At 70.2% G+C, this 20457-nt stretch carries 12 protein-coding genes and 2 tRNA genes; 8 read left to right on the top strand and 6 right to left on the bottom strand.

What is annotated here, in order from left to right:
* Positions 1–53 precede the first annotated feature (53 nt).
* The 3 genes from H0E84_RS07945 to H0E84_RS07935 all read right to left on the bottom strand — a co-directional run bounded on the left by H0E84_RS07945 (position 54) and on the right by H0E84_RS07935 (position 5935).
* Positions 54–2450 (bottom strand): sodium:solute symporter, encoded by a 2397-nt coding sequence (locus H0E84_RS07945; RefSeq protein WP_345776288.1) that lies wholly within the window; start codon positions 2448–2450, stop codon positions 54–56.
* Between the two features lie 100 nt (positions 2451–2550).
* A complete protein-coding gene (locus H0E84_RS07940; RefSeq protein ID WP_180678097.1) occupies positions 2551–3426 on the bottom strand; it encodes an HpcH/HpaI aldolase/citrate lyase family protein in 876 nt (291 codons plus the stop codon).
* Positions 3427–3610: 184 nt separating this feature from the next.
* Positions 3611–5935 carry an FdhF/YdeP family oxidoreductase gene (locus tag H0E84_RS07935; RefSeq protein ID WP_180678096.1) on the bottom strand — a complete coding sequence of 775 codons (2325 nt, stop codon included), beginning with the start codon at positions 5933–5935 and terminating at the stop codon, positions 3611–3613.
* Positions 5936–6127: 192 nt separating this feature from the next.
* Here H0E84_RS07935 and H0E84_RS07930 point away from each other — a divergent pair, with 192 nt between their 5' ends.
* The 6 genes from H0E84_RS07930 (at position 6128) to H0E84_RS07905 (ending at position 16100) form a co-directional block, all read left to right on the top strand.
* Positions 6128–6370 carry a hypothetical protein gene (locus H0E84_RS07930; RefSeq protein WP_180678095.1) on the top strand — a complete coding sequence of 81 codons (243 nt, stop codon included), beginning with the start codon at positions 6128–6130 and terminating at the stop codon, positions 6368–6370.
* Between the two features lie 85 nt (positions 6371–6455).
* On the top strand, positions 6456–7070 hold the full coding sequence (bacA, locus tag H0E84_RS07925; protein WP_180678094.1) for a biofilm formation regulator BacA: 615 nt from the start codon (positions 6456–6458) through the stop codon (positions 7068–7070).
* A 23-nt stretch (positions 7071–7093) separates the two neighbouring features.
* Positions 7094–7789 carry a PspA/IM30 family protein gene (locus tag H0E84_RS07920; protein WP_180678093.1) on the top strand — a complete coding sequence of 232 codons (696 nt, stop codon included), beginning with the start codon at positions 7094–7096 and terminating at the stop codon, positions 7787–7789.
* A gap of 161 nt (positions 7790–7950) precedes the next feature.
* A complete protein-coding gene (locus H0E84_RS07915; RefSeq protein ID WP_180678092.1) occupies positions 7951–8589 on the top strand; it encodes a hypothetical protein in 639 nt (212 codons plus the stop codon).
* A gap of 66 nt (positions 8590–8655) precedes the next feature.
* On the top strand, positions 8656–10659 hold the full coding sequence (locus H0E84_RS07910; RefSeq protein ID WP_180678091.1) for a flotillin family protein: 2004 nt from the start codon (positions 8656–8658) through the stop codon (positions 10657–10659).
* A 125-nt stretch (positions 10660–10784) separates the two neighbouring features.
* A complete protein-coding gene (locus H0E84_RS07905; protein ID WP_180678090.1) occupies positions 10785–16100 on the top strand; it encodes a DNA repair ATPase in 5316 nt (1771 codons plus the stop codon).
* Between the two features lie 91 nt (positions 16101–16191).
* On the opposite strand, the gene H0E84_RS07900 is transcribed toward H0E84_RS07905, so the two are convergent.
* Both H0E84_RS07900 and uvrB read right to left on the bottom strand, forming a co-directional pair.
* Positions 16192–16266 (bottom strand) — tRNA-Val (locus H0E84_RS07900).
* A 333-nt stretch (positions 16267–16599) separates the two neighbouring features.
* Positions 16600–18633 (bottom strand): excinuclease ABC subunit UvrB, encoded by a 2034-nt coding sequence (gene uvrB, locus H0E84_RS07895; RefSeq protein WP_180678089.1) that lies wholly within the window; start codon positions 18631–18633, stop codon positions 16600–16602.
* A 331-nt stretch (positions 18634–18964) separates the two neighbouring features.
* On the opposite strand from uvrB, the gene H0E84_RS07890 reads away from it, so the two are divergent.
* Together H0E84_RS07890 and H0E84_RS07885 are read left to right on the top strand one after the other, a co-directional pair.
* A complete protein-coding gene (locus H0E84_RS07890) occupies positions 18965–19495 on the top strand; it encodes a GspH/FimT family pseudopilin (protein ID WP_180678143.1) in 531 nt (176 codons plus the stop codon).
* 356 nt (positions 19496–19851) lie between these two features.
* A tRNA-Asn gene (locus H0E84_RS07885) sits at positions 19852–19928 on the top strand.
* A gap of 52 nt (positions 19929–19980) precedes the next feature.
* Here H0E84_RS07885 and H0E84_RS07880 read toward each other — a convergent pair.
* Positions 19981–20454, bottom strand: a complete 474-nt coding sequence (locus H0E84_RS07880) for a type IV pilin protein (RefSeq protein ID WP_307774143.1) — start codon at positions 20452–20454, stop codon at positions 19981–19983.
* Between the last annotated feature and the right edge of the window lie 3 nt (positions 20455–20457).

The raw sequence follows: 20457 nt of genomic DNA, 5'->3' as shown, positions 1-20457 counted from the left end.
GGTCCGGCGCGTGAGCGCCGGAAGTCCTGCCCGACCCGCCACCGCGCCACGGCTCAGGCCGCGGCGCCGGGCGCCGGGTCGTGGATGGTCAGTCCCGCCAGCGAGCGCGTCGGCGCGGGGAACAGCAGGCTGGCGAGGTAGCCCACCACGATGCAGATCAGGATCGAGATGGCGAGATAGAAGTACGAATGCACCAGTTCCATGGACCTGGCCACCAGCGTCAGGACGATGGCGCTGGCGATGCCGATCGCCACCCCCGGCGCGTTGGCGCGGCGGGTGAACATGCCCAGGGTGTAGGCGCCGGCGAAGCCGCCGCCGAGCAGGCCGAACAGCTCGATCGAGATGTCCAGCAGCGAGTGGATGTCGAACCGCGACAGCAGCAGCGCCAGGCCGATGCCGATCAGGCCCACCAGCACCCCGGTCGCCCCCGCCAGGCGCACGCTGGCCTTCTGGCTCGGGTTGCGGGCCAGGCGCTCGTAGAAATCCACCGAAACCAGGGTGGAGACGCTGTTGATGATGCTCGACAGGGTGGACATGGCGGCGGCGAAGATGCCGGCGACGATCAGCCCGGTCACCCCCATCGGCAGCTCGGCGGCGATGAACAGCGGAAAGGTGGCGTCGATCGGCAGCAGCGGGTCCATGCGCTCCGGATGCGCCTTGTAGTAGACGTAGAGCGCGGTGCCGATGCCGTAGAACATGCAGCCGCCCGGGATCATGATCGCCGCGAACGTCCATACCGAACGCCCGGCCTCGCGGTCCGAGCGCGTCGACAGCACCCGCTGCATCAGCACCTGGTCCTTGGGGAAGGTGAGCACCACGTCGAACAGCACCAGGAACAGGAAGCCCCAGACCGTGGCCTGGGTGAGGTCGAAGCTGAAGTCGAGCAGCTTCATCTTGTCCTCGGCCTGGACCGTGGCGACGAACTCGGGCAGGCCGCCGTCGATCTGCAGCAGGATGAAGCCGATCGCGAACAGCGCGCCGCCGAACATCACGAACACCTGCACGAAATCGGTCCAGACCACCGCCTTCATGCCGCCCAGCGTGGTGTAGAGGATGGTGAAGCCGCCCATGATCAGCACGCTCCAGACCACGTCGATGCCGGTGATCGTGGCGATCGCCAGCGACGGCAGGAACAGGATCACGCTCATCCGGCTGCCGATCTGCACCACGATGCACAGCGCGCTGGCGATCATCCGGATCGCCGGGTGGAAGCGCGTCTCCAGGTAGGAGAACACCGACATCAGGTCGAGCCTCCGCAGCAGCGGCACGATCCAAACCGCCACGAACATCAGCCCGACCACGGCGATCAGGTTGTTGGTCAGGTACTGCCAGTTGCTCTCGAACGCCTTGGCCGGGATGGCGATGAAGCTGATCGAACTGACGTTGGTGGCGTACAGGCTCACCCCCGCCACCCAGAACGGGATCGAGCGGCCGCCGACGAAGAAATCGGCGGTCGAGGCATTGCGGTCGCGGGCGTAGAAGAACACGCCGATGCCGACCATCGCCGCCAGGTAGACCGCCATGAGGATCCAGTCGAGCCAGCGCAACAGCAGCCGGCCGGACTCGATCTCGGTCGCGACCAGTCGCGGCGCGCCGGCCGTCCCGTCGATCCAGGCGAGGCCGTCGCCCCATGGCGCCGCCGCGCGGATCGTCCCGGCGCGTGCGCCTGGCGGCTCGGTCCAGGCGCCGGTGATGGTGTTGTAGCTGAGGAATGCCGATCCACCGCCATCGCGTACCGCGAACAGCAGATGCGCCTGCCCCAACGCGCGGACCGCGCCCGCCACCACCTCGCCCGGGACCGCGCCGAGTTCGCGCCAACCGTCGCCCGCGGTCCAGCGCAGCAGGCGATCGGGTCGGCCCGTCCCTCCGCCGTCCACGGCGACGTGGATGCCCTGCGCGGTCGCCGCCAGTGCCCGCGGCGCGCCTCCGCCCGGCCAGCCTTCGCGCGCGGTCCATGCCGGCGCGCGGGCGCCGCCGTCGAGCGTCAGCAGCCGTGGGCCGCCGTCGGCGTCCAGCCCGGCGACGTAGAGCGCGCCGGACCGCGCCGCGCCCTGGGCCCGCATCAGGTGTTCCGGCAGTGCCGGCAGCGCGCTGCCGGCCAGCGTTGCGGACGGCGGATCCAGGCGCACGATGCGCCCGGCGGACCGCGGCGATCCGGCTGCGGCGAGCAACAGATAGCCGGCGCCGCCCGTATCGCCGAAGCCGGCGACCACCACGCTGCCGGCCGGCCTGCGCCACGACAGCCGCCGCCATCGTCCGGCACCGTCGAGGATCCTCGCGCCGTCGCCGGCCACGACCACCGGCGAGCCGGCCACGGCGACCAGCGCCTCCGGCGCCGGCGCATCCGCAGGCCATGCCGGCAGCGCGGCGGTCCGGAGCGTGGACAGGCTTTCCGCCACCGCCGGACCGCATGCGAGCAGCAGCGCCAATGCGACCAGCGCGCCGGCCACCGGGGGTTTGCCTGCGCGATCGGTGCGATCCCGGACCGGACCCCGCAGCCACGGCCGGCGCCTGACGGCGATCGTGCCGCCCTCCGGCCAGGCGACGGACTCAGCGGGCCGCATCCTGCCCGCGCTGTCCGTCGAGCCGCTCGACCAGTTCCCTCGCGCGCCGCAGGTACGGCGGGTCGATCATCTTGCCGTCGAGGACGAATGCCCCGCGGCCCTTGCGCCCCGCCTCCGCCGCAGCCGCCACGATCCGGCGGGCCTGCGCCAGGTCGGGCGCGGCGGCGCCGAATACTTCGTTGGCCCAGGCGACCTGTCGCGGATGCACGCAACTCTTGCCGCAGAAGCCCAGCCGCCGCGCCAGCTCCGCCTCGGCGCGGAATCCGGCCTCGTCGTCGAGCAGCGGATAGGCGCTGTCGCAGACGAAGCATCCGCCCTCGCCCGCCGCGATCCGCAGCGCGAACAGCGACGCGTGCACGTTGGCGATGCTGCCGCGCTCGATGCCCAGCGGCTCGAACAGGTCGCCCAGACCCAGCTGCAGCCCGGCCACGCGCGGATGCGCGCACGCGATCTCGTGCGCCGCACGCAGCGCCCGCGCGCTCTCGATGTTGACCAGCAGCCCGATCGGCACGTCGACGCCGTTGCGGCGCTCGGCGGCCTCGAGCGCATCGGCCGCCTGCACCACGTCGGCCGCATCCGCCACCTTCGGCAGGTTCAGCAGGTCCACGCCGGGCCGCGCGAAGGCGCCGAGGTCGGCCTCGAAATGCGCCGACGCCAGGGCGTTGACGCGCACGATCACCAGCTTGCCGGTTTCCGCCGCCGTTGCCGAGCCGAGAAACGCCATGATGTCGATCCGGGCGGCGGCCTTGGCATGCTCCGGCACCGAATCCTCGACATCGAGGGAAACCGCATCGGCCTCGCCTGCGAACGCCTTGGCGAACAGCTCCGGTCGCGAGCCGGGTACGAACAGCTTGCTACGCATGGCGCGACACCTTCATGGCGCGCAGTGTGCGGGAAGCGGACGCGAGAAAAACTCGCTTCGCGCATCTTCAAACGTTACTTTTTGTTCCGTACGCGCAGGGCCTCTGTGCGACAGACCAGTCGTCGGCTGCGGCCGCCGGCGGCGGACGCTCAGGCGACCCACCCGCGAGACGCCGCCCGGCCGTTCAGACCGGTGCCGGGCCGGCAGGGACGGGAGCGCGCGTCTCGGCGCGGATCCGCACCGGCACCGACTTGCCGGCCGGCACGTGGCTGTCGATCGCATGATGCGCGACGGAGATCAGCGGATTGCATTCCGGGTAGTAGCCGACGATGCATCCCTCCGGCACGTCGTAGGGCACCACGCGCAGGCCGCCGACCTCGCGCTCGACGCCGTCGCCGTCGTCGCCGACCAGGTCGACCAGCTGGCCGGCGCGGAGCCCGAGGCGGGCGATGTCGCGCTCGCCGACCAGTACCACCCGGCGCGTGCCCTCGATGCCGCGGAAGCGGTCGCGATAGCCGTAGATGGTGGTGTTGAACTGGTCGTTGCTGCGCAGCGTGATCAGCCGCAGCAGATTCGCGGCGTCCTCGAAGCCGGTCGCGCACAACACTTCGGGCACCATGAACTCGGCCTTGCCGCTGTCCGTCTTCCAGCGTCTTTCGCGCGCCGCGATCGGCCGTGGGAAGCCGCCCGGCTCGCGCATCCGGCGGTTGAAGTCGCGGAACTGCTCGGGATACGTCGCTTCGATCGCGTCGCGCACCCTGCCGTAGTCGGCCACCCACTCGCGCCACGGCACCTCGGGGCGCGGCTCCAGCGCGGCCTCGGCGATGCCGGCGACGATGGCCGGTTCCGACAGCAGCGCGCGGCTGGCCGGCTCGTGGGTGCCGAACGACGCATGGATGCAGGCGGTGCTGTCCTCGGTGGTGACGGTCTGGTCGCCACCGGCCTGGATATCGCGCTCCAGCCGCCCCAGGCAGGGCAGCAGCAACGCCACCTCGCCGCAGACCAGGTGGCTGCGGTTGAGCTTGGTGGCCACCTGCACCGTCAGCCGCAGCCGCTTCCATGCGGGCTCCAGCTGCCGGGTGTCGGGCGCCGCGCGCACGAAATTGCCGCCCAGCCCGATGAAGGCGCGCACCGAGCCGTCGAGCACGCCCTCGACCGTGCCGATGGTGTCGAGCCCCTTGCTGGGCGGCGGCTCGAACCGGTACAGCTCGGCCAGCCGGTCCATCGGCACCAGTTCCGGCTTCTCGCTGATGCCGACGGTGCGTTGGCCCTGCACGTTGGAATGGCCGCGGACCGGGCAGATCCCCGCACCCGGACGGCCGACGTTGCCGCGCATCAGCATCAGGTTGCAGAGCATGCGCACGTTGTCGACGCCGCGACGGTGCTGGGTCAGGCCCATGCCGTACACCAGAATGCTCGAGCGCGCGGCGGCGTAGATCGCGGCAGCGCCCTCGACGTCGGCACGCGACAGGCCGGACTCGCGCTCGATCTCGTCCCAGCCGGTGGCGCGAAGCGACGCTGCGAAATCCTCGAACCCGCGGGTATGGACGGCGATGAAGTCGACGTCGAGCACGCGTGCCGCGCCATCGCGCTGGGCCGCGTCGTCTGCCTCCAGCAGCGCCTTGCACAGCCCCTGGACCAGCGCCAGGTCGCCCCCTGCCCGCACCTGGTGGTAGCCGGAACTGATCCGGGTCGAGGTGCCGGTCGCCATCGGCACCGGCTCCTGCGGATTGATGAAGCGCTCCCAGCCGCGCTCGCGCAGCGGGTTGAAGGTCAGGATCGGCACGCCGCGCCGGCTCGCCTCCTGTAGCTGGTGCAGCATCCGCGGCGCGTTGGTGCCGACGTTCTGGCCGAAAGAGAGGATGCAGTCGGTCGCCTCGAAGTCCTCCAGCAGCACCGTACCCACCGGCACCCCGATGCTGCGCGGCAGCCCCACCGACGTGCTTTCGTGGCACATGTTGGAGCTGTCGGGCAGATTGTTGTTGCCGTACAGGCGCGCCAGCAGCGCGTACATGTACGACGTCTCCAGGGACGCGCGCCCGGAGGCATAGAACACCACGCCGGCCGGGTCCAGCGCGCGCAGTTCGCGGCCGATGGTGGCGAAGGCCTCCTCCCAGGCGATCGGCACGTAGCGGTCGCTGTCGCGGTCGTAGCGCAGCGGTTCGGTCAGCCGCCCCTTGCGCTCGAGGTCGAAGTCCGGCCACTGCAGCAGTTCGGACACCGGATGGCGGGCGAAGAAATCGGCGCCGACCCGTCCCTGGTCCAGCTCCCAGAACGTGGCCTTGGCGCCGTTTTCGCAGAACTCGAAGGCATGCGGATCCTTAGGCTTCGCCCAGGCGCAACTGACGCACATGAAGCCGTCGGCCTTGTTCTGGCGGGCCAGCTGCCGCATCGCCTCCACCGTCGGCACCTGGCTGCCGGTGCCGAAGCGCAGCAGCGAATGCACCGAGCCCCAGCCCCCGGCCGGCCCCCGATAGGGCTCGAACTTCAGATCCGTCGGCTCATGCATGGCCTCTCCGCGCCGGTTCGTTATGGTGGTGATAGCGCAGCTCGCCACAAGGTGCGGTGAAACGCCGGGGGCACGGCAGACCGCCGCCGCGAACCCGGCGGCACCATCGCAGGCCGCCGACGACGACCGTGGCCATCACATGGGTTTAACATGGCCTACCGGCCGGCACGGCCAGACACGAAGGGAATCATCATGAACACCGGACACAGCCACCTCGACATCGCCCTCGGCGCCATCCCGGTGTTCACCGACGACGGCCGCATGGACGCGACCGAACTCCAGCGGCTGCTCGATCTGGCGCTGCGCGACGCCCGCGTCGACGAGGACGAGAAGCGCGTGCTCGACAACGTCTTCCGGCGCGCCGAGCAGGCCGGGGTGACGCCGGACGTGGCGGAGCGCATCGCCCAGGCCCGCCGCCAGCACGGCATCGAATAGCCATTCGACCCGTTACATGTGACTCTTGAAAAAATCACATGTGATCTATTGACACCGATCACATGTGATGATTAAGCTGCGACTCATGGAACGCAGAACCTCCGCCTATTACCAGCGCCGCCACCGCGAGCGCCTGCGCGAGCAGGGCCTGGTGAAGAAGGAGCTGTGGATCCTGCCCGAGTTCGCCGACGAACTCGCGGCAGTCGAGCGACGCATGCGCCAGCCGCGGGGCCCGGCGCCCAACCCGAGGGAGAGGCAGATGAGCGAACAGAAGGTATGGACCACCCGGGCGCTGTACGAGGCGCTGTCGGCCACCGAACAGTTCAGCGCAGGCGCGGTGAGCGCCGAGTTGCTCGACGGCGCCGACCAGAGCCTGCACCTGGTGATGCGCGACTACGGCGATCTTCCGCTGTTCCTGGCGGTGGTCGGCGAGCAGATCGTGGTCGAGGCGCTGCTGTGGCCGGTCTCGCAGGTCGGCGACGCGGCGGCGTTCAACGAGGAAGTGCTGCGCACCCACAAGATGTTCCCGCTCTCGACCATCGGCATCGAACAGATGGGCGGGGAAGCGGCCTACATCATGTTCGGCGCGCTGGATGCCCGCTCCTCCCTGTCGAACGTGGCCTTCGAGATCGAGAGCCTGGCCGACAACGTGATCAAGGCCACCGAGGCGTACGAATCCCACCTGAAGGCGGCCGCCTGAGCGGCCCGGCGAGGAGACAGGACATGAACATCTGGAGCAAGTTGCTGACCGCCCTGCGCGGCGGCGCCAACGAGATGGGCGAGGCGGTGGTCGACGGCCAGGCCCTGCGCATTCTCGACCAGGAGATCCGCGACTCCGACAACGAGCTGCGCCGGTCCAAGGAAGCGCTGGCCGAGATCATGGCCAAGCTGAAGTTGTCCGAGGCCAGGCTGGCCGAGTCCGAGAAGAAGGTCGGCGAGTACGAGGCCTATGCCATCAAGGCACTCGATGGTGGCGACGAGAATCTCGCCCGGGAGGTGGCCGGCAAGATCGCCGCGATGGAGCAGGTGCGCGACGGCGAGCGCCAGCAGGTCGGGCAGTTCCAGGCCAGCGTGGCGGACCTGCGCAAGGCGATCAGCCAGGCCGAGAGCAACATCCGGCGGCTCAAGCAGCAGGTCGACACGGTCAAGGCCACGGAGAGCGTGCAGCGCGCCCAGGCCACGGTGGCGCACCGCTACAGCGGCTCGCAGTCGCGCCTGCAGACTGCGGTGGACTCGCTGGAGCGAGTCAAGAAGCGCCAGGCCGAGCGCGGCGCGCGCATGGAGGCGGCGTCGGAGCTGGCGCGCGACGAAGGCACGGACGTCGTCGACGCCAAGTTGCGCGACGCCGGCATCCTCGCCGATGCGGCAAGCGCGGAGTCGGTGCTCGATCGGCTGAAGAGCCGCCAGCAGGCGGACTGACCGGCGTTCACGTGCCGCGTGATTGAGCCGGACGCCCGCCGGCGTCCATGATGGGCCGGGCGCCAGGGCGCCGAACGTCGGGCCGGGCGCCAAGGCGCCGAATGTCGAGCCGGGCGCCAAGGCGCCCGGCGGGGGTGGCCCGGACGGGCCAGGGGGAGGCAATGGAAGAGTTTCTACGCATCGCGCTTTCGTTCCCGACCGTGGTCTTCAGCCTCGCGCTTGGGGTCATGGTGGCGCTGTGGCTGCTGGCAGCCCTGGGGATCTTCCAGAGCGAAGCCCTGGACGGCTGGGCGCTGCCCGACATCGACGGCATGGAGCCGCAGGGCCTGACCGCGGTGATGATGAAGTTCGGGCTCGGCGGCCTGCCGCTGATGCTGGTCCTCACCCTGCTCGCCTTCATTGCCTGGCTTGTCAGCTATTTCGCCGACTACCTGCTGCTGCGGCATCTCGGCTCTACCTTGCTCCGCTTTCCGCTCGGCGCGGTGGTGCTGCTGGTCGCGTTCGTGGCCGGGGTGCTGGGGGCCGGGCAGGCGCTGCGTCCGATCCGCCACTTCCTCGCCCGGCTGGCGCCACAGGCGCAACGCTCGGTCATCGGTATGGCGGCCACCGTGCGCAGCCCTGCCGTCACCGCCACCGGCGGCCAGGCCACCGTCGAGGACGGCGGCGCAGGCCTGATCCTGCAGGTGCGCAGCGACCGCGAAGGCGGCTTCCACCGCGGCGACCGCGTAGTGCTGCTCGAGTACCTCGAACCGGACAACGCCTACCGGGTGGTCGGCGAGGACGAATTCCACGGCCGCTAGCGGCCGTTCACCGGCCGCCGATGGCGCGCCGTACCCGCTCACTGTTCTTCATATGGAGATGGACCGATGACTCTCGACCTCGCACTGCTGATGCCGTTCCTGCTGGGGATCGGCGTCCTCGTGGTGGTGATCCTGGGCCTGTTCGTGATGTTCAAGGCCTTCTACATCAAGGTGCCTCAGGGCACCGCGCTGATCGTCAACGACCTGTCGGCCACGCCGAAAGTGCATTTCACCGGTGCGCTGGTCTACCCGATCATCTACAAGAAGGAGTTCATGAAGATCTCGCTGATCACCCTCGAGGTGGATCGGCGGGGCAAGGACGGGTTGATCTGCCGCGACAACATGCGCGCCGACATCACCGTCGCCTTCTACCTGCGCGTCAACGAAACGCCGCAGGACGTGCTCAAGGTCGCCAAGGCGATCGGCGTCGACCGCGCCTCGGAGAAGGGCGCGGTCAACGAGCTGTTCAACGCCAAGTTCTCCGAGGCGCTGAAGACGGTCGGCAAGCAGATCGACTTCGTCAAGCTGTTCGAGAACCGCCAGGACTTCCGCGACCGCATCGTCGAGGTGATCGGCAACGACCTCAACGGCTATGTGCTCGAGGACGTGGCGATCGACTACCTGGAGCAGACGCCCAAGCACTCGCTCGACCCGTCCAACATCCTCGACGCCGAGGGCATCCGCAAGATCACCGAACTGACCGCGGCGCAGAACGTGATCACCAACGAGCTCTCGCGCAACGAGGAGCTGGCGATCACCAAGAAGAACGTCGAGACCCGCGAGGCGATGCTGGCGCTGGAGCGCCAGCAGGCCGACGCCGAGGCGCGGCAGAAGCGCGAGATCGAGACCATCCGGGCGCGCGAGGAGGCCGAGACCGAGAAGGTGCGCGAGGAGGAGCGGCTCAAGGCTGAGCACGCCCGCATCCAGACCCAGGAGCAGATCGACATCCGCGAGGAGAACCGCCAGCGCGAGGTCGAGGTGGCGCAGCAGAACCGCCAGCGCGCGGTGGTGATCGAGGTGGAGAAGGTCTCGCGCGCGCGCGATCTGGAGATCGTCTCGCGCGAGCGCGAGGTCGAGCTGCAGCGGATCGAGAAGGAAAAGGCGCTGGAGGAGCAGCGCAAGGAGATCGCCAACGTCATCCGCGAGCGCATCGTGGTGGAGAAATCCGTCGCCCAGGAAGAGGAGCGCATCAAGGAGGTTCGCGAGGTCTCCGAAGCCGACCGCCTCAAGCAGGTGGCGATCCTCAACGCCCAGGCGCAGGCGGAGGAGGAACTGGTGCGGCAGGTCAAGCAGGCCGAGGCCGAGGAGACCGCGTCCAGGCACAAGGCGGTGGAGCTGACCACCATCGCCCAGGCCGAGCTGGAGGCTGCCGCGAAGAAGGCCGAGGCGCAGAAGAAGCTGGCCGAGGGCACCGAGGCCGAGCGCGCCGCGCCGGGCCTGGCCGATGCGCGGGTGCGCGAGATCACCGCGGCGGCGATGGAGAAGGAAGGCCTGGCCGAGGCCAAGGTCGTGGCCGAGAAGATGACCGCCGAGGCCCGCGGCCGGCAGGACCAGGGCCTGGCGGATGCCAAGGTCCTGGAGGAGAAGCTCACCGCCCAGGCGCGCGGCGAGGAGTCGCTGGCCGTGGCCAAGGCCAAGGCGGCTCGCGACGTCGGCCTGGCCGAGGCCGAGGTGCTGCGCGAGAAGTTCCGCTCCGAGGCCGAGGGCCTGACCGACAAGTTCGGCGCGCTGGAGCAGCTCGGCGACAAGGCGCGCGAGCACGAGGAGTTCCGCATGCAGCTCGAGAAGAGCTTCGAGCAGGCGATCGCCTCGATCGAGGCCGGCAAGGACATCGCCCGGGAGCAGGCCGAGGTGCTGGCCTCGGCGCTCAGCAAGGCGAAGATCGACATCGTCGGCGGCGAGGGCGAGTTCTTCAACTCTTTCGCCAAGGCGCTGTCGGTGGGCAAGGCGATCGAGGGCGTGGCCGGCAAGAGCCCGCTGGTGCAGGACATGCTGAAGCGGCTGATGCCGCTGGCGGCCGAGGCCGCCGCCGGCGACAAGGCTGCGCCCGCGCCGCGCGCCGACGGCTGACCGCCGCCGGCCCCGGCGCCACGGCGGCCGGGGCTTCGCGTGATCCGGCGGCTGCCGGATCACATGGATGCACGGCGGGCCCTGGCTCGCCGCTCGACCGCCCCGGGTGGCGGGCAGGATGAAGCATGGCTGAGAACGCTCCCGAGACCCACGACGACTCCCCCGCTCACGACGACGGTCGGGCGGTGGACCGCGCCGTCGCCGAAGGCGGCGCCTACGAGGTGCTGCACCGCCGCCTGCTCGACCAGGGCCAGCGCCTGCGCGGCCTCGCCGAGGCGCTGAATCAGCGACGACTGGAGCAGTTCGGCAGCAGCCGGATGGAGGTGGTCGGGCGGGTGCGCGTACGCACCGAGAACAACTGCGTGGCCCGCGACATCGTCCAGGTCGGTCCGCTGCTGCTGTTCGGATACAACGTCTTCATCGGCTTGCGCAGCGAGACCGCGGTCGAGGACGTATTCTCGCTGTATCGACTCGAGCGCACCGGCGAAGGCTACGAGGTCGCACCGGTCGATCACGCCGGCAGCTTCCTCGCCGCGCCGGAGTTCCAGCGCGACTTTCGCGAGCTGTACGCCTACTACAAGGGCACCCGCCTGCTGCAGCTGTCGTCGCGCGAGGATCGCGTGTTCGCGGTGTTCCAGATCGGCGAGCGGATCGAGGACGTACGCGTGTTCCGCTGGGCGGTATCGGGCGGCGGCAACGAGGTGCGCTACATCGACAACCGCGGCGAGCGCGACGTCGCCCTGCCCGCGCCCTACGATTTCGAGTGGACCCCGACCACCCGCGAGATGACGGTCAACGGCCGCCACCCGCACGTCAACATCCTCGACACCGTGTTCGTGGAGACCCTCGGCGGCGACCTGACCGTCAAGGTGGAGAACAACAGCGAGGTCGGGCTCGGCGTCTACAGCGAGCCGGTGCAGGATCGGACCCAGTCGCTCGACGATGCGCAGATCGAGTTCGCGCGCCTGGGCAGCCTGATCCTGCTCAAGGTGCGCCCCTACCGCGAGGAACACTGGCGCTACCTGGTGTTCAATACCCTCGACCAGTCGGTGCTGCGCATCGACGCGATCGGCCAGGCCTGCATCCAGCTGCCAGAAGACCACGGCATCATCTTCCCCGGCGGCTACTACCTGCCCAGCGGCGACACCCGTGCCTTCGAGCAATCGATGGCCGGCATGCGCTTCAAGCGCGCGATCCGCTCGCCCAACGGCGAGGACGTGCTGTACGTCTTCTACGAGCCCGAGGGCGGCCGCACCGCGCTGTTCACCTACAACATGATCGAGCGGCGCCTGACCACGCCGATCTTCGGCCACGGCTATGCGCGCTTCGACGACGGGCGCATGGTGATCTTCAGCACCGAGAGCGACGAGCCCACGCGCATCCACCCGATGCAGGTGTGGCAGACGCCGTTCCAGAGCGAGGAGCACGCCGCCGCGCAGCCGGTGGGGGAAGGCTTCATCGGCCGCATCGGCAATGCCGAACTGGTCCGCGGCATCTCCGACCTGATGAGCCTGACGCGCGAGATCGAGGCCGAGTCGGTCTCGATGCAGCGCTACGAGCTGCTGACCCGCAACACCCGCCGCCTGTTCGACCTGCACCACTGGATCGAGGATCGCGAATGCGGCGAGGTCGGGCCGCTGCTGCACGGGATCGCCGCGACCGGCGAGTCGGTCCTGGACGAGTTCGAGAAGGTCGAGAACATCCGCGCCGAGTCGGCGCGCGCCATGGCCGCGGCCGAGACCCGCCACCGCGAGCTGCTGGCGGGCATGCGCCCGGACGACTGGACCGGGATCGACGAGTTCGTCGCCGCGCTGGGCGCGCTGTCGGCGCAGCGCGGCCGCCTGCTGACGATTCGCGAGTACCGCTACGTCGACGTCGAGCGCATCGACGCGATGGCGGCCGAGCTGGAGCAGGCGCACGAGCGCGTCGGCCTGGCGACCGGCCGCTTCCTGGCGGGCGAGAACGCGCTGGCGCCGTTCCTGGAGCGGCTGGCGGCGTTCGACGCCGAGGGCGCGGAGGCGACCAGCACCGCCGGGCTGCGCGCGCCGCTGCAGGGCATGCAGGACATGGCCGGCGAGCTCGATACCCTGTCCGGGCTGATGGCGTCGCTGCCGGTGGAGGATGCGCTGCAGCGCACCGCGATCGTGGAGGCGATCTCAGCGGTCTACGCGAAACTCAACCAGGCCAAGGCGCGGCTGGAGCAGCGCCGCCGCGGCATGGGGTCGGCCGAGATGGTCGCGCAGTTCGGCGCCCAGTTCACCCTGTTCGGGCAGAGCATCGCCAGCGCCCTGGCCGCGGCCACCGACCCGGAGCGCTGCGACGAGCAGCTCTCCCGCCTGCTGGTCCAGCTGGAGGAGCTGGAAAGCCGCTTCGGCGAACACGAGCAGTTCCTGGGCGACATCCTCGCCAAGCGCGAGGAAATGCTGGAGGCGTTCGATGCCCACCGCCAGGCGCTCGTCGACGAACGCCAGCGCAAGGCGCAGGCGGTGGCCGATGCGGCGATGCGCATCCTCGACGGCCTCGACCGCCGCACCGCCCGCCTGGAAGGCGCCGACGCGCTCAACGCCTTCTTCGCCGGCGATCCGCTGATCCTGAAGCTGCGCGAGCTGGCCGCACGGTTGCGCGAACTGCACGACAACGTCCGCGCCGACGACGTCGAGGCCAGGCTGAAGGCCGCGCGCGACACCGCGGTGCGCGGCCAGCGCGACCGCAGCGACCTGTTCGAGGACGGCGGCAGCATCGTCCGCCTCGGCCCGCGCCACCGCTTCAGCGTCAACACCCAGGAGCTGGACCTCACCCTCCTGCCGAGGGGCGACGGCCTCAGCGTCCACCTCACCGGCACCGACTACTTCGAGCCGCTGAAGGACGAAGGACTGGAGGCGCTGCGCGAGTACTGGCAGGTGGCGCTGGAATCGGAATCGCCGCAGGTGTACCGCGGCGAGTACCTGGCCGCGCGGATGCTGGAGGCGGCACGCGAGCGCCGCGACGGCCTGGAGCCGCAACGCCTGCGCGCGCTGGTCAAGCAACCCGCAGAACTCGACCGCGCGGTACGCGAGTTCGCCGCGCCGCGCTACCGGGACGGCTACGAGCGCGGCATCCACGACCACGACGCCGGCCGCATCCTCGCGGCGCTGGTGCCGCTGCAGGACAGCGCGGGCACCCTGGCCCATGCCGCCGACGTGCGCGCGCTGGCGCTGGTGTTCTGGTCGCAGGTGCGGCGCGAACCCGATCCGGCGCAGTGGCCGGCGCGGGCGCGGACCGCCAGCGACATCCGCCGGCTGCTGGACAGCGACGCCGGCCTGCTCGCATTGCAGCGCGAGATCGCGGAGGCTGCGGGCGCCTTCCTGGAGACGCATCCGCTGCCGGTCGATCCGGCGCTGTGCGCGCGCGCCGCCGCCTACCTGGTCGCCGAGCTCGCCGAACCCGAGCCCCGCTTCGCGATCAGCCAGTACGGCCGCAGCCTGCTCGACGGCTTGCAGCGGAAGCTCGCGGCGGCCCATGCCTGGGACGGTTTCGTCTCCACCCTGGCGGGTCTGGGCGAACGCCTGGCGCCGCGCTGGGCCCTGGCCGCCGACTGGCTGCGCGCGCTGGCCGCCGACCCGGAGTTCGCGCCGCTGGCGGACTACGCCGACGAGGCCGTCGCACTGCTGCTGGCCGGCGACGACCTGCCCCACCGGATCGACGCGACCGATCTGCGGGTGCGCGTCGACGGCCTGCTCGGCGACCATCCGCGCATCGACGATGGCGCGATGGTCCTGGGCATCGACGAGTTCGGCGCCCGACTCGCCGCGCATGCCGGTTTCGTAGAAGGCGTGCGCCGCTTCCAGGCGCTGCGCCAGGAGGTCGTCGCCCGCGAGCGCGCGCGGATGCGGCTGGAGGAGTTCAAGCCTCGGCCGCTGACCTCGTTCGTACGCAATCGGCTGATCAACGACGCCTACCTGCCGGTGATCGGCGACAACCTCGCCAAGCAAATGGGCGCGGCCGGCGACGACCGCCGCAGCGACCTGTCCGGCCTGCTGATGATGATCTCGCCGCCCGGCTACGGAAAGACCACGCTGATGGAATACGTGGCGCACCGGCTGGGGCTGGTCTTCATGAAGATCAACGGGCCGGCGCTCGGCCACGAAGTGCGCTCGCTGGACCCGGCCCAGGCGCCGGACGCGACCTCGCGCCAGGAGCTGGAGAAGCTCAACCTGGCGCTGGAGATGGGCAACAACGTGATGCTGTACGTCGACGACATCCAGCACACCCATCCGGAGTTCCTGCAGAAGTTCATCTCGCTGTGCGACGGCACCCGCCGCATCGAGGGCGTGTGGCGCGGGCGCACCCGCACCTACGACATGCGCGGCAAGAAGTTCTGCGTGGTGATGGCCGGCAACCCGTACACCGAGTCGGGTGAAATGTTCCGGATCCCGGACATGCTCGCCAACCGCGCCGACATCTACAACCTCGGCGACGTGCTCGGCGGCATGGAGGAGGCCTTCGTCCTCAGCTACATCGAGAACAGCCTGACCTCGAGTCCGGTGCTGGCGCCCCTGGCCACCCGCGACCTCGGCGACCTCTACCGCTTCGTCGACAGAGCGCTGGGCCGCGAGGTCTCGGACAACGACTTCAGCCACGCCTACGGCGCCGCGGAAGCCAACGAGATCGTCGGCACCCTGCAGCGCCTGGTGCGGGTGCGCGACGTGGTCTACCGGGTCAACCAGCAGTACATCGCCAGCGCCGCCCAGGCCGACGCCTACCGCGCCGAGCCGGCGTTCCGGCTGCAGGGCAGCTACCGCAACATGAACAAGCTGGCCGAGAAGGTCTCGGCGGCGATGAACGAGGACGAGCTGCAGCAGCTGCTGCACGACCACTACATCGGCGAGGCGCAGATGCTGACCTCGGGCGCCGAGGAGAACCTGCTCAAGCTCGCCGAACTGCGCGGCGCGATGACCGCCGAACAGGCCGAACGCTGGGCGCGGATCAAGCGCGACTTCCAGCGCAACCGCGCCATGGGCGGCGCAGAGGCCGATGTCGGTGGACGGGTGGTGGCGCAGCTGGCCGACCTGGTGGAGGGCGTGAGGGACCTCGGGGTACGGTCGGAGGACGGCGCCGCGGACGGCGACGATCCGCGCTGGACGGCGGCGATCGCCGCGCTGGAACGCATCGCCGCCCCGCAGCAACAGGAGCCGCCGCAGCGCATGCAGGCCGAACCCGCAGCCTCCGGGGCGGTCGAGATCGTCGAGGGCGTGCGCGCCGGCCTGAGGGACGCGGTGCAGCCCCTGCTGGAGGCGCTGGACGATCACGCCCAGCTGCAGGCGGTGCTCGGCAACATCGCCGCCACCCTGCGCGAGCGCAAGAAGACCGCCGGCGCGCGCATGAGCCAGCGCGAGCTGGAGCTGGAGCAGGCCCTGGAGGAGTTCGCCGAGCGGCTGGCCCGACGCGGCGCGGGGCGCTGATCCCGGCTCTGCCCGTCCTGTGCCGGCCCGGGCCGAAATGCAAACGGCGCCGCCGTGAGGCCGCGCCGTGCAGGAGTCCACCGCATCGCGGTGGTGGGCGGTACAGGGTTCGAACCTGTGACCCCTACCATGTCAAGGTAGTGCTCTACCGCTGAGCTAACCGCCCGATGCCCTGCGCGAAGCTCCGCGCAGGGCCGCGAATTCTACCCCGCTACCCGACCCGCGACAACCTGGAGGGGTCCTCCCCCGCCCCTGCGAGGAACGGCTCGACCGCCCCCCGACAACCCCGGCGGCGGCGGACCCGTAGGAGCGGCCCATGGCCGCGAAAGCCGCGGGAGGCTCCGGCCGGGTTGGCGGTGATTCCGGGCATTGCCCACCCCGCCGGCCTTCGCGCGCATGGCGCGCTCCTACAGGGGCGGCGGCTCCTTACGGGCTGCGGGCCAGGGTGCCCCGTGGGGTGGTCTTCGCAGTCCGTCCGTTGCCGGCGGGCGATTGCCGGTCACCCGACCAGCGCCGCTTCCTTCAGCTTGCGGATGCGGTCGCGGACCTGCGCCGCCTCCTCGAACTCCAGGTCGCGGGCGTGCTGGTACATCCGCTGCTCCAGGGCCTTGAGCCGGGAGGCCAGCTGCGCCGGATCCAGCGCGGCATAGTCTTCGGCCTCCTCGGCGACCTTGCGCGACCTGCCGCGGCCGCGCTTCTCCAGCGCCGGCTCGGGGCGCGCGCCCTCCATGATGTCGACGATCGCCCGCGCCACCGACTTCGGGGTGATGCCGTGCTCCGCGTTGTACTCCACCTGCTTCTGGCGGCGGCGGTCGGTCTCGTCCAGCGCGGCCTGCATCGAGCGCGTCACCCGGTCGGCGTACAGGATCGCCTTGCCGCGCAGGTTGCGCGCGGCGCGGCCGATGGTCTGGATCAGAGAACCGCTGGAGCGCAGGAAGCCCTCCTTGTCGGCGTCGAGGATCGCCACCAGCGACACCTCGGGCATGTCCAGCCCCTCGCGCAGCAGGTTGATCCCGACCAGCACGTCGAAGTTGCCCAGGCGCAGGTCGCGGATGATCTCCACGCGCTCGACGGTATCGATGTCCGAGTGCAGATAGCGTACCCGCACGCCGTGTTCGCCCAGGTACTCGGTGAGGTTCTCGGCCATGCGCTTGGTCAGCGTCGTGATCAGTACCCGATCGCCCATCGCCACTCGCGCATTGATCTCGCCGAGCACGTCGTCGACCTGGGTGGCGACCGGCCGGATCTCCACCTCCGGGTCGATCAGCCCGGTCGGCCGCACCACCAGCTCCACCACCTCGCCCTCGGATTCGCGCAGCTCGTATTGTCCCGGGGTGGCCGAGACGAAGATGGTGCGCGGCGAGCGCTCCTCCCATTCCTCGAAGCGCAGCGGCCGGTTGTCCAGCGCCGACGGCAGCCGGAAACCGAACTCCACCAGCGTCTCCTTGCGCGAGCGGTCGCCCTTGTACATCGCGCCGATCTGCGGGACGGTGACGTGCGACTCGTCGACCACCAGCAGGGCGTCCGGCGGCAGGTAGTCGAACAGGGTCGGCGGCGGCTCGCCGGGCAGGCGGCGGGTCATGTGCCGCGAGTAGTTCTCGATGCCGTTGCAGAACCCCACTTCGGCCATCATCTCCAGGTCGAACTGGGTGCGCTGCGCCAGGCGCTGGGCTTCGACCAGCTTGTTCTGCGCGTACAGCTGCTCCAGGCGCTCCTTCAGCTCGACCTTGATCGTCTCCACCGCCTTGAGCACGCTCTCGCGGGTGCTGGCGTAGTGGGTCTTGGGGTAGACGGTATGGCGCGGCACCTTGCGCTGCACCTCACCGGTGAGCGGGTCGAACAGGCTGAGGTTCTCGATCTCGCCGTCGAACAGCTCGATGCGCAGCGCCTCGGCGTCCGACTCGGCCGGATGCACGTCGATCACCTCGCCGCGCACCCGGTAGGTGCCGCGGCGCAGCTCGGCGTCGTTGCGGGTGTACTGCAGCTCGGTGAGGTGGCGGATCAGCGCGCGCTGCTCAATGCGCTCGCCGCGGGCCAGGATCAGCCGCAACTTCAGGTAGTCCTCCGGGTCGCCCAGGCCGTAGATCGCCGACACCGTCGCCACGATGATGGCATCCGGCCGCGACAGCAGCGCCTTGGTCGCCGCCAGCCGCATCTGCTCGATGTGGTCGTTGATCGAGCTGTCCTTCTCGATGTAGGTGTCCGAGGACGGCACGTAGGCCTCGGGCTGATAGTAGTCGTAGTAGCTGACGAAGTACTCGACGGCGTTGTCCGGGAAGAAGGCCTTGAACTCGCCGTACAGCTGCGCGGCCAGGGTCTTGTTCGGCGCCATCACCAGGGTCGGCTTCTGCACCGCCTGGATCACGTTGGCGATGGTGTAGGTCTTGCCGGAGCCGGTGACGCCGAGCAGGGTCTGCCTGGCCAGTCCGGACTCGAAACCTTCGATCAGGCGCGAGATCGCGGGCGGCTGGTCGCCGGCAGGGGTGTACGGGGCCACGAGGCGGAAGCGGGGTTCGGCAGCCTGATCGGTCATCGGTCGTGGGGGCGCGAATGAATCGCCCAGTCTAGTCGCTGGCGGGACCGCCAAGGTGAGCGTGGCGCAACGGCCAGCCGGGAAGGTGGGCCCCCGGCCGACGTCCGCAGGTTCCTGGATCGCGCCTTCGCGAGGTGGCGCGGCAGGTCCCCGGAGAGGAGAACGGGCCGGCAAGCGCCGTCCGCGGATCCGGTTGCCCGCGGCGCGGCGCGGCCGCCATGCGCCGACGCGAAAAGCCGGCGAATTCCTACCCCCCTGCCCGGATGCGCCGACGGACGCCAGGGCCGCGCCGATCGACACTACCCTCCGCTCTTCGGCAAGGACGCCGCCAATGACCCGCAAGCATGCTGGATTCACCCTGATCGAGGCGATGACCGGGCTGGCCATCGTCGCCCTCGCCCTGGCCTTCGGACTGCCGGCCTTCGGCGATGCGCTGCAGCGGCACCGCGTCGCCACCGCGCTGCACCTGATCGGCGCCGACCTGGCGATGGCGCGGAGCAGCGCGATCGCCGGCCGCGCCGACGTGGTGGTGTGCCCGCGCACGGCGCAGCTGCGCTGCCGCAACGACCGCGACTGGCGCGAGGGTTGGATGGTCTTCCGCGACCCCGACGGCGACCGCCAGCCGGACCATCCCGAGCAGATCCTTCGCGCCAGCGACGCGCCGCGGGGTGCGGCCCGCCACCTGGGACTGCGGTCGAGCCGCCATTTCGTCCGCTACCGGCCCGACGGCCGCAGCCTCGGCACCAACTTCAGCGTGGCGGTGTGCAGCGAGGGCGGACTGGCCGGCAAGGTGATCGTCAGCAACCTGGGCCGCGTGCGCAGCGAGCGGCCGGCGCGCCCCACGCGGTGTCCCGGGGCCTGAAGTCCGCCGCGCACAACGGTTGGCGGGCCCAGCCGGCCTCTCATGGCAGGCGACCGCACGTTCTGCGGGCGGACCTCTTCGCGCCGAATGGCGGCCGATCGGCGCCTTGTCGAGACCGACGGGATTGCCTGCCGGGGACGAGGCGGCGTGCGGCAGTTGGCCTCCCTGCCGCAGCCACGCCTTGGAGCGGCCGCCAGTGCCTCGGGCCCGCCGGGCCGTCGAAATGTGAATCGCCGCCCGGGGGCCCGGCCGGGGCTGCGAAGCGACCCAGCGCCCGGTGGGACGTGAAGCCCCCCGGTGGCGCGCGCCGGCGTCTCCTTGACCGGGGCCGCCAAGCCACTAAAATGTCCGTCCCCGCCCGAATAGCTCAGCTGGTTAGAGCACTTGACTGTTAATCAGGGGGTCGTTGGTTCGAGTCCAACTTCGGGCGCCAGACATAGAAAAGCCGCGGATTGCTCCGCGGCTTTTTCGTTCCGGGCAGCGGCTCAGGGAAGACTGCCGAACTGGCATTCGTCGTCCGTGCCCTGGGAATGGGTGCGGGTGCCGGCGGCGTTGATGGTGAGGATGCCGCACCGGTCGACCGCCTGCGGCGTTCCCGACTTGGGAGTCGCCGTGATGGTAAAAGCCGTCGAGCTCTCAATCGGCACGTCGAGATCGTAGAACACGGTGCCGCCGCCTCTCGGCGACGTGAAGTCCCCGGTCGCCAAGCTGCCCTTGAACCCGGCGTAGGTGTTGTTGACCGAATGGAAGCGCTCGGCCCGCTGCGCCAGCTCGACCATGTCGACCTTGGCCTGCCCACGCCGCGACTTGCGCACCTGCTCCTGGTAGGAGGGGTAGGCGATGGCCGCCAGGATCGCGACGATCGCCACCACCACCATCAGCTCGATCAGCGTGAAGCCGCGCGGCCGCCGCAGCGTGCGGCCGCGTCCGTTCCCCATGCCCTTGCAGGCGACGTCCATCGC

Origin of the sequence: Luteimonas salinisoli (assembly GCF_013425525.1) — a bacterium.
Lineage (GTDB): Bacteria > Pseudomonadota > Gammaproteobacteria > Xanthomonadales > Xanthomonadaceae > Luteimonas > Luteimonas salinisoli.
Note: the sequence above shows the minus strand (reverse complement) of the source record. Positions and strands in the feature narration are given on the sequence as shown.

What these genes read in the sequence shown, in the direction of transcription:
- H0E84_RS07880 (WP_307774143.1), bottom strand. Translation starts at nt 20,454, where the DNA reads ATGGACGTCGCCTGCAAGGGCATGGGGAACGGACGCGGCCGCACGCTG.
- H0E84_RS07915 (WP_180678092.1), top strand. Translation starts at nt 7,951, where the DNA reads ATGGAAGAGTTTCTACGCATCGCGCTTTCGTTCCCGACCGTGGTCTTC.
- H0E84_RS07910 (WP_180678091.1), top strand. Translation starts at nt 8,656, where the DNA reads ATGACTCTCGACCTCGCACTGCTGATGCCGTTCCTGCTGGGGATCGGC.
- H0E84_RS07935 (WP_180678096.1), bottom strand. Translation starts at nt 5,935, where the DNA reads ATGCATGAGCCGACGGATCTGAAGTTCGAGCCCTATCGGGGGCCGGCC.
- H0E84_RS07920 (WP_180678093.1), top strand. Translation starts at nt 7,094, where the DNA reads ATGAACATCTGGAGCAAGTTGCTGACCGCCCTGCGCGGCGGCGCCAAC.
- uvrB (WP_180678089.1), bottom strand. Translation starts at nt 18,633, where the DNA reads ATGACCGATCAGGCTGCCGAACCCCGCTTCCGCCTCGTGGCCCCGTAC.
- H0E84_RS07930 (WP_180678095.1), top strand. Translation starts at nt 6,128, where the DNA reads ATGAACACCGGACACAGCCACCTCGACATCGCCCTCGGCGCCATCCCG.
- H0E84_RS07890 (WP_180678143.1), top strand. Translation starts at nt 18,965, where the DNA reads ATGACCCGCAAGCATGCTGGATTCACCCTGATCGAGGCGATGACCGGG.
- H0E84_RS07940 (WP_180678097.1), bottom strand. Translation starts at nt 3,426, where the DNA reads ATGCGTAGCAAGCTGTTCGTACCCGGCTCGCGACCGGAGCTGTTCGCC.
- bacA (WP_180678094.1), top strand. Translation starts at nt 6,456, where the DNA reads ATGGAACGCAGAACCTCCGCCTATTACCAGCGCCGCCACCGCGAGCGC.
- H0E84_RS07905 (WP_180678090.1), top strand. Translation starts at nt 10,785, where the DNA reads ATGGCTGAGAACGCTCCCGAGACCCACGACGACTCCCCCGCTCACGAC.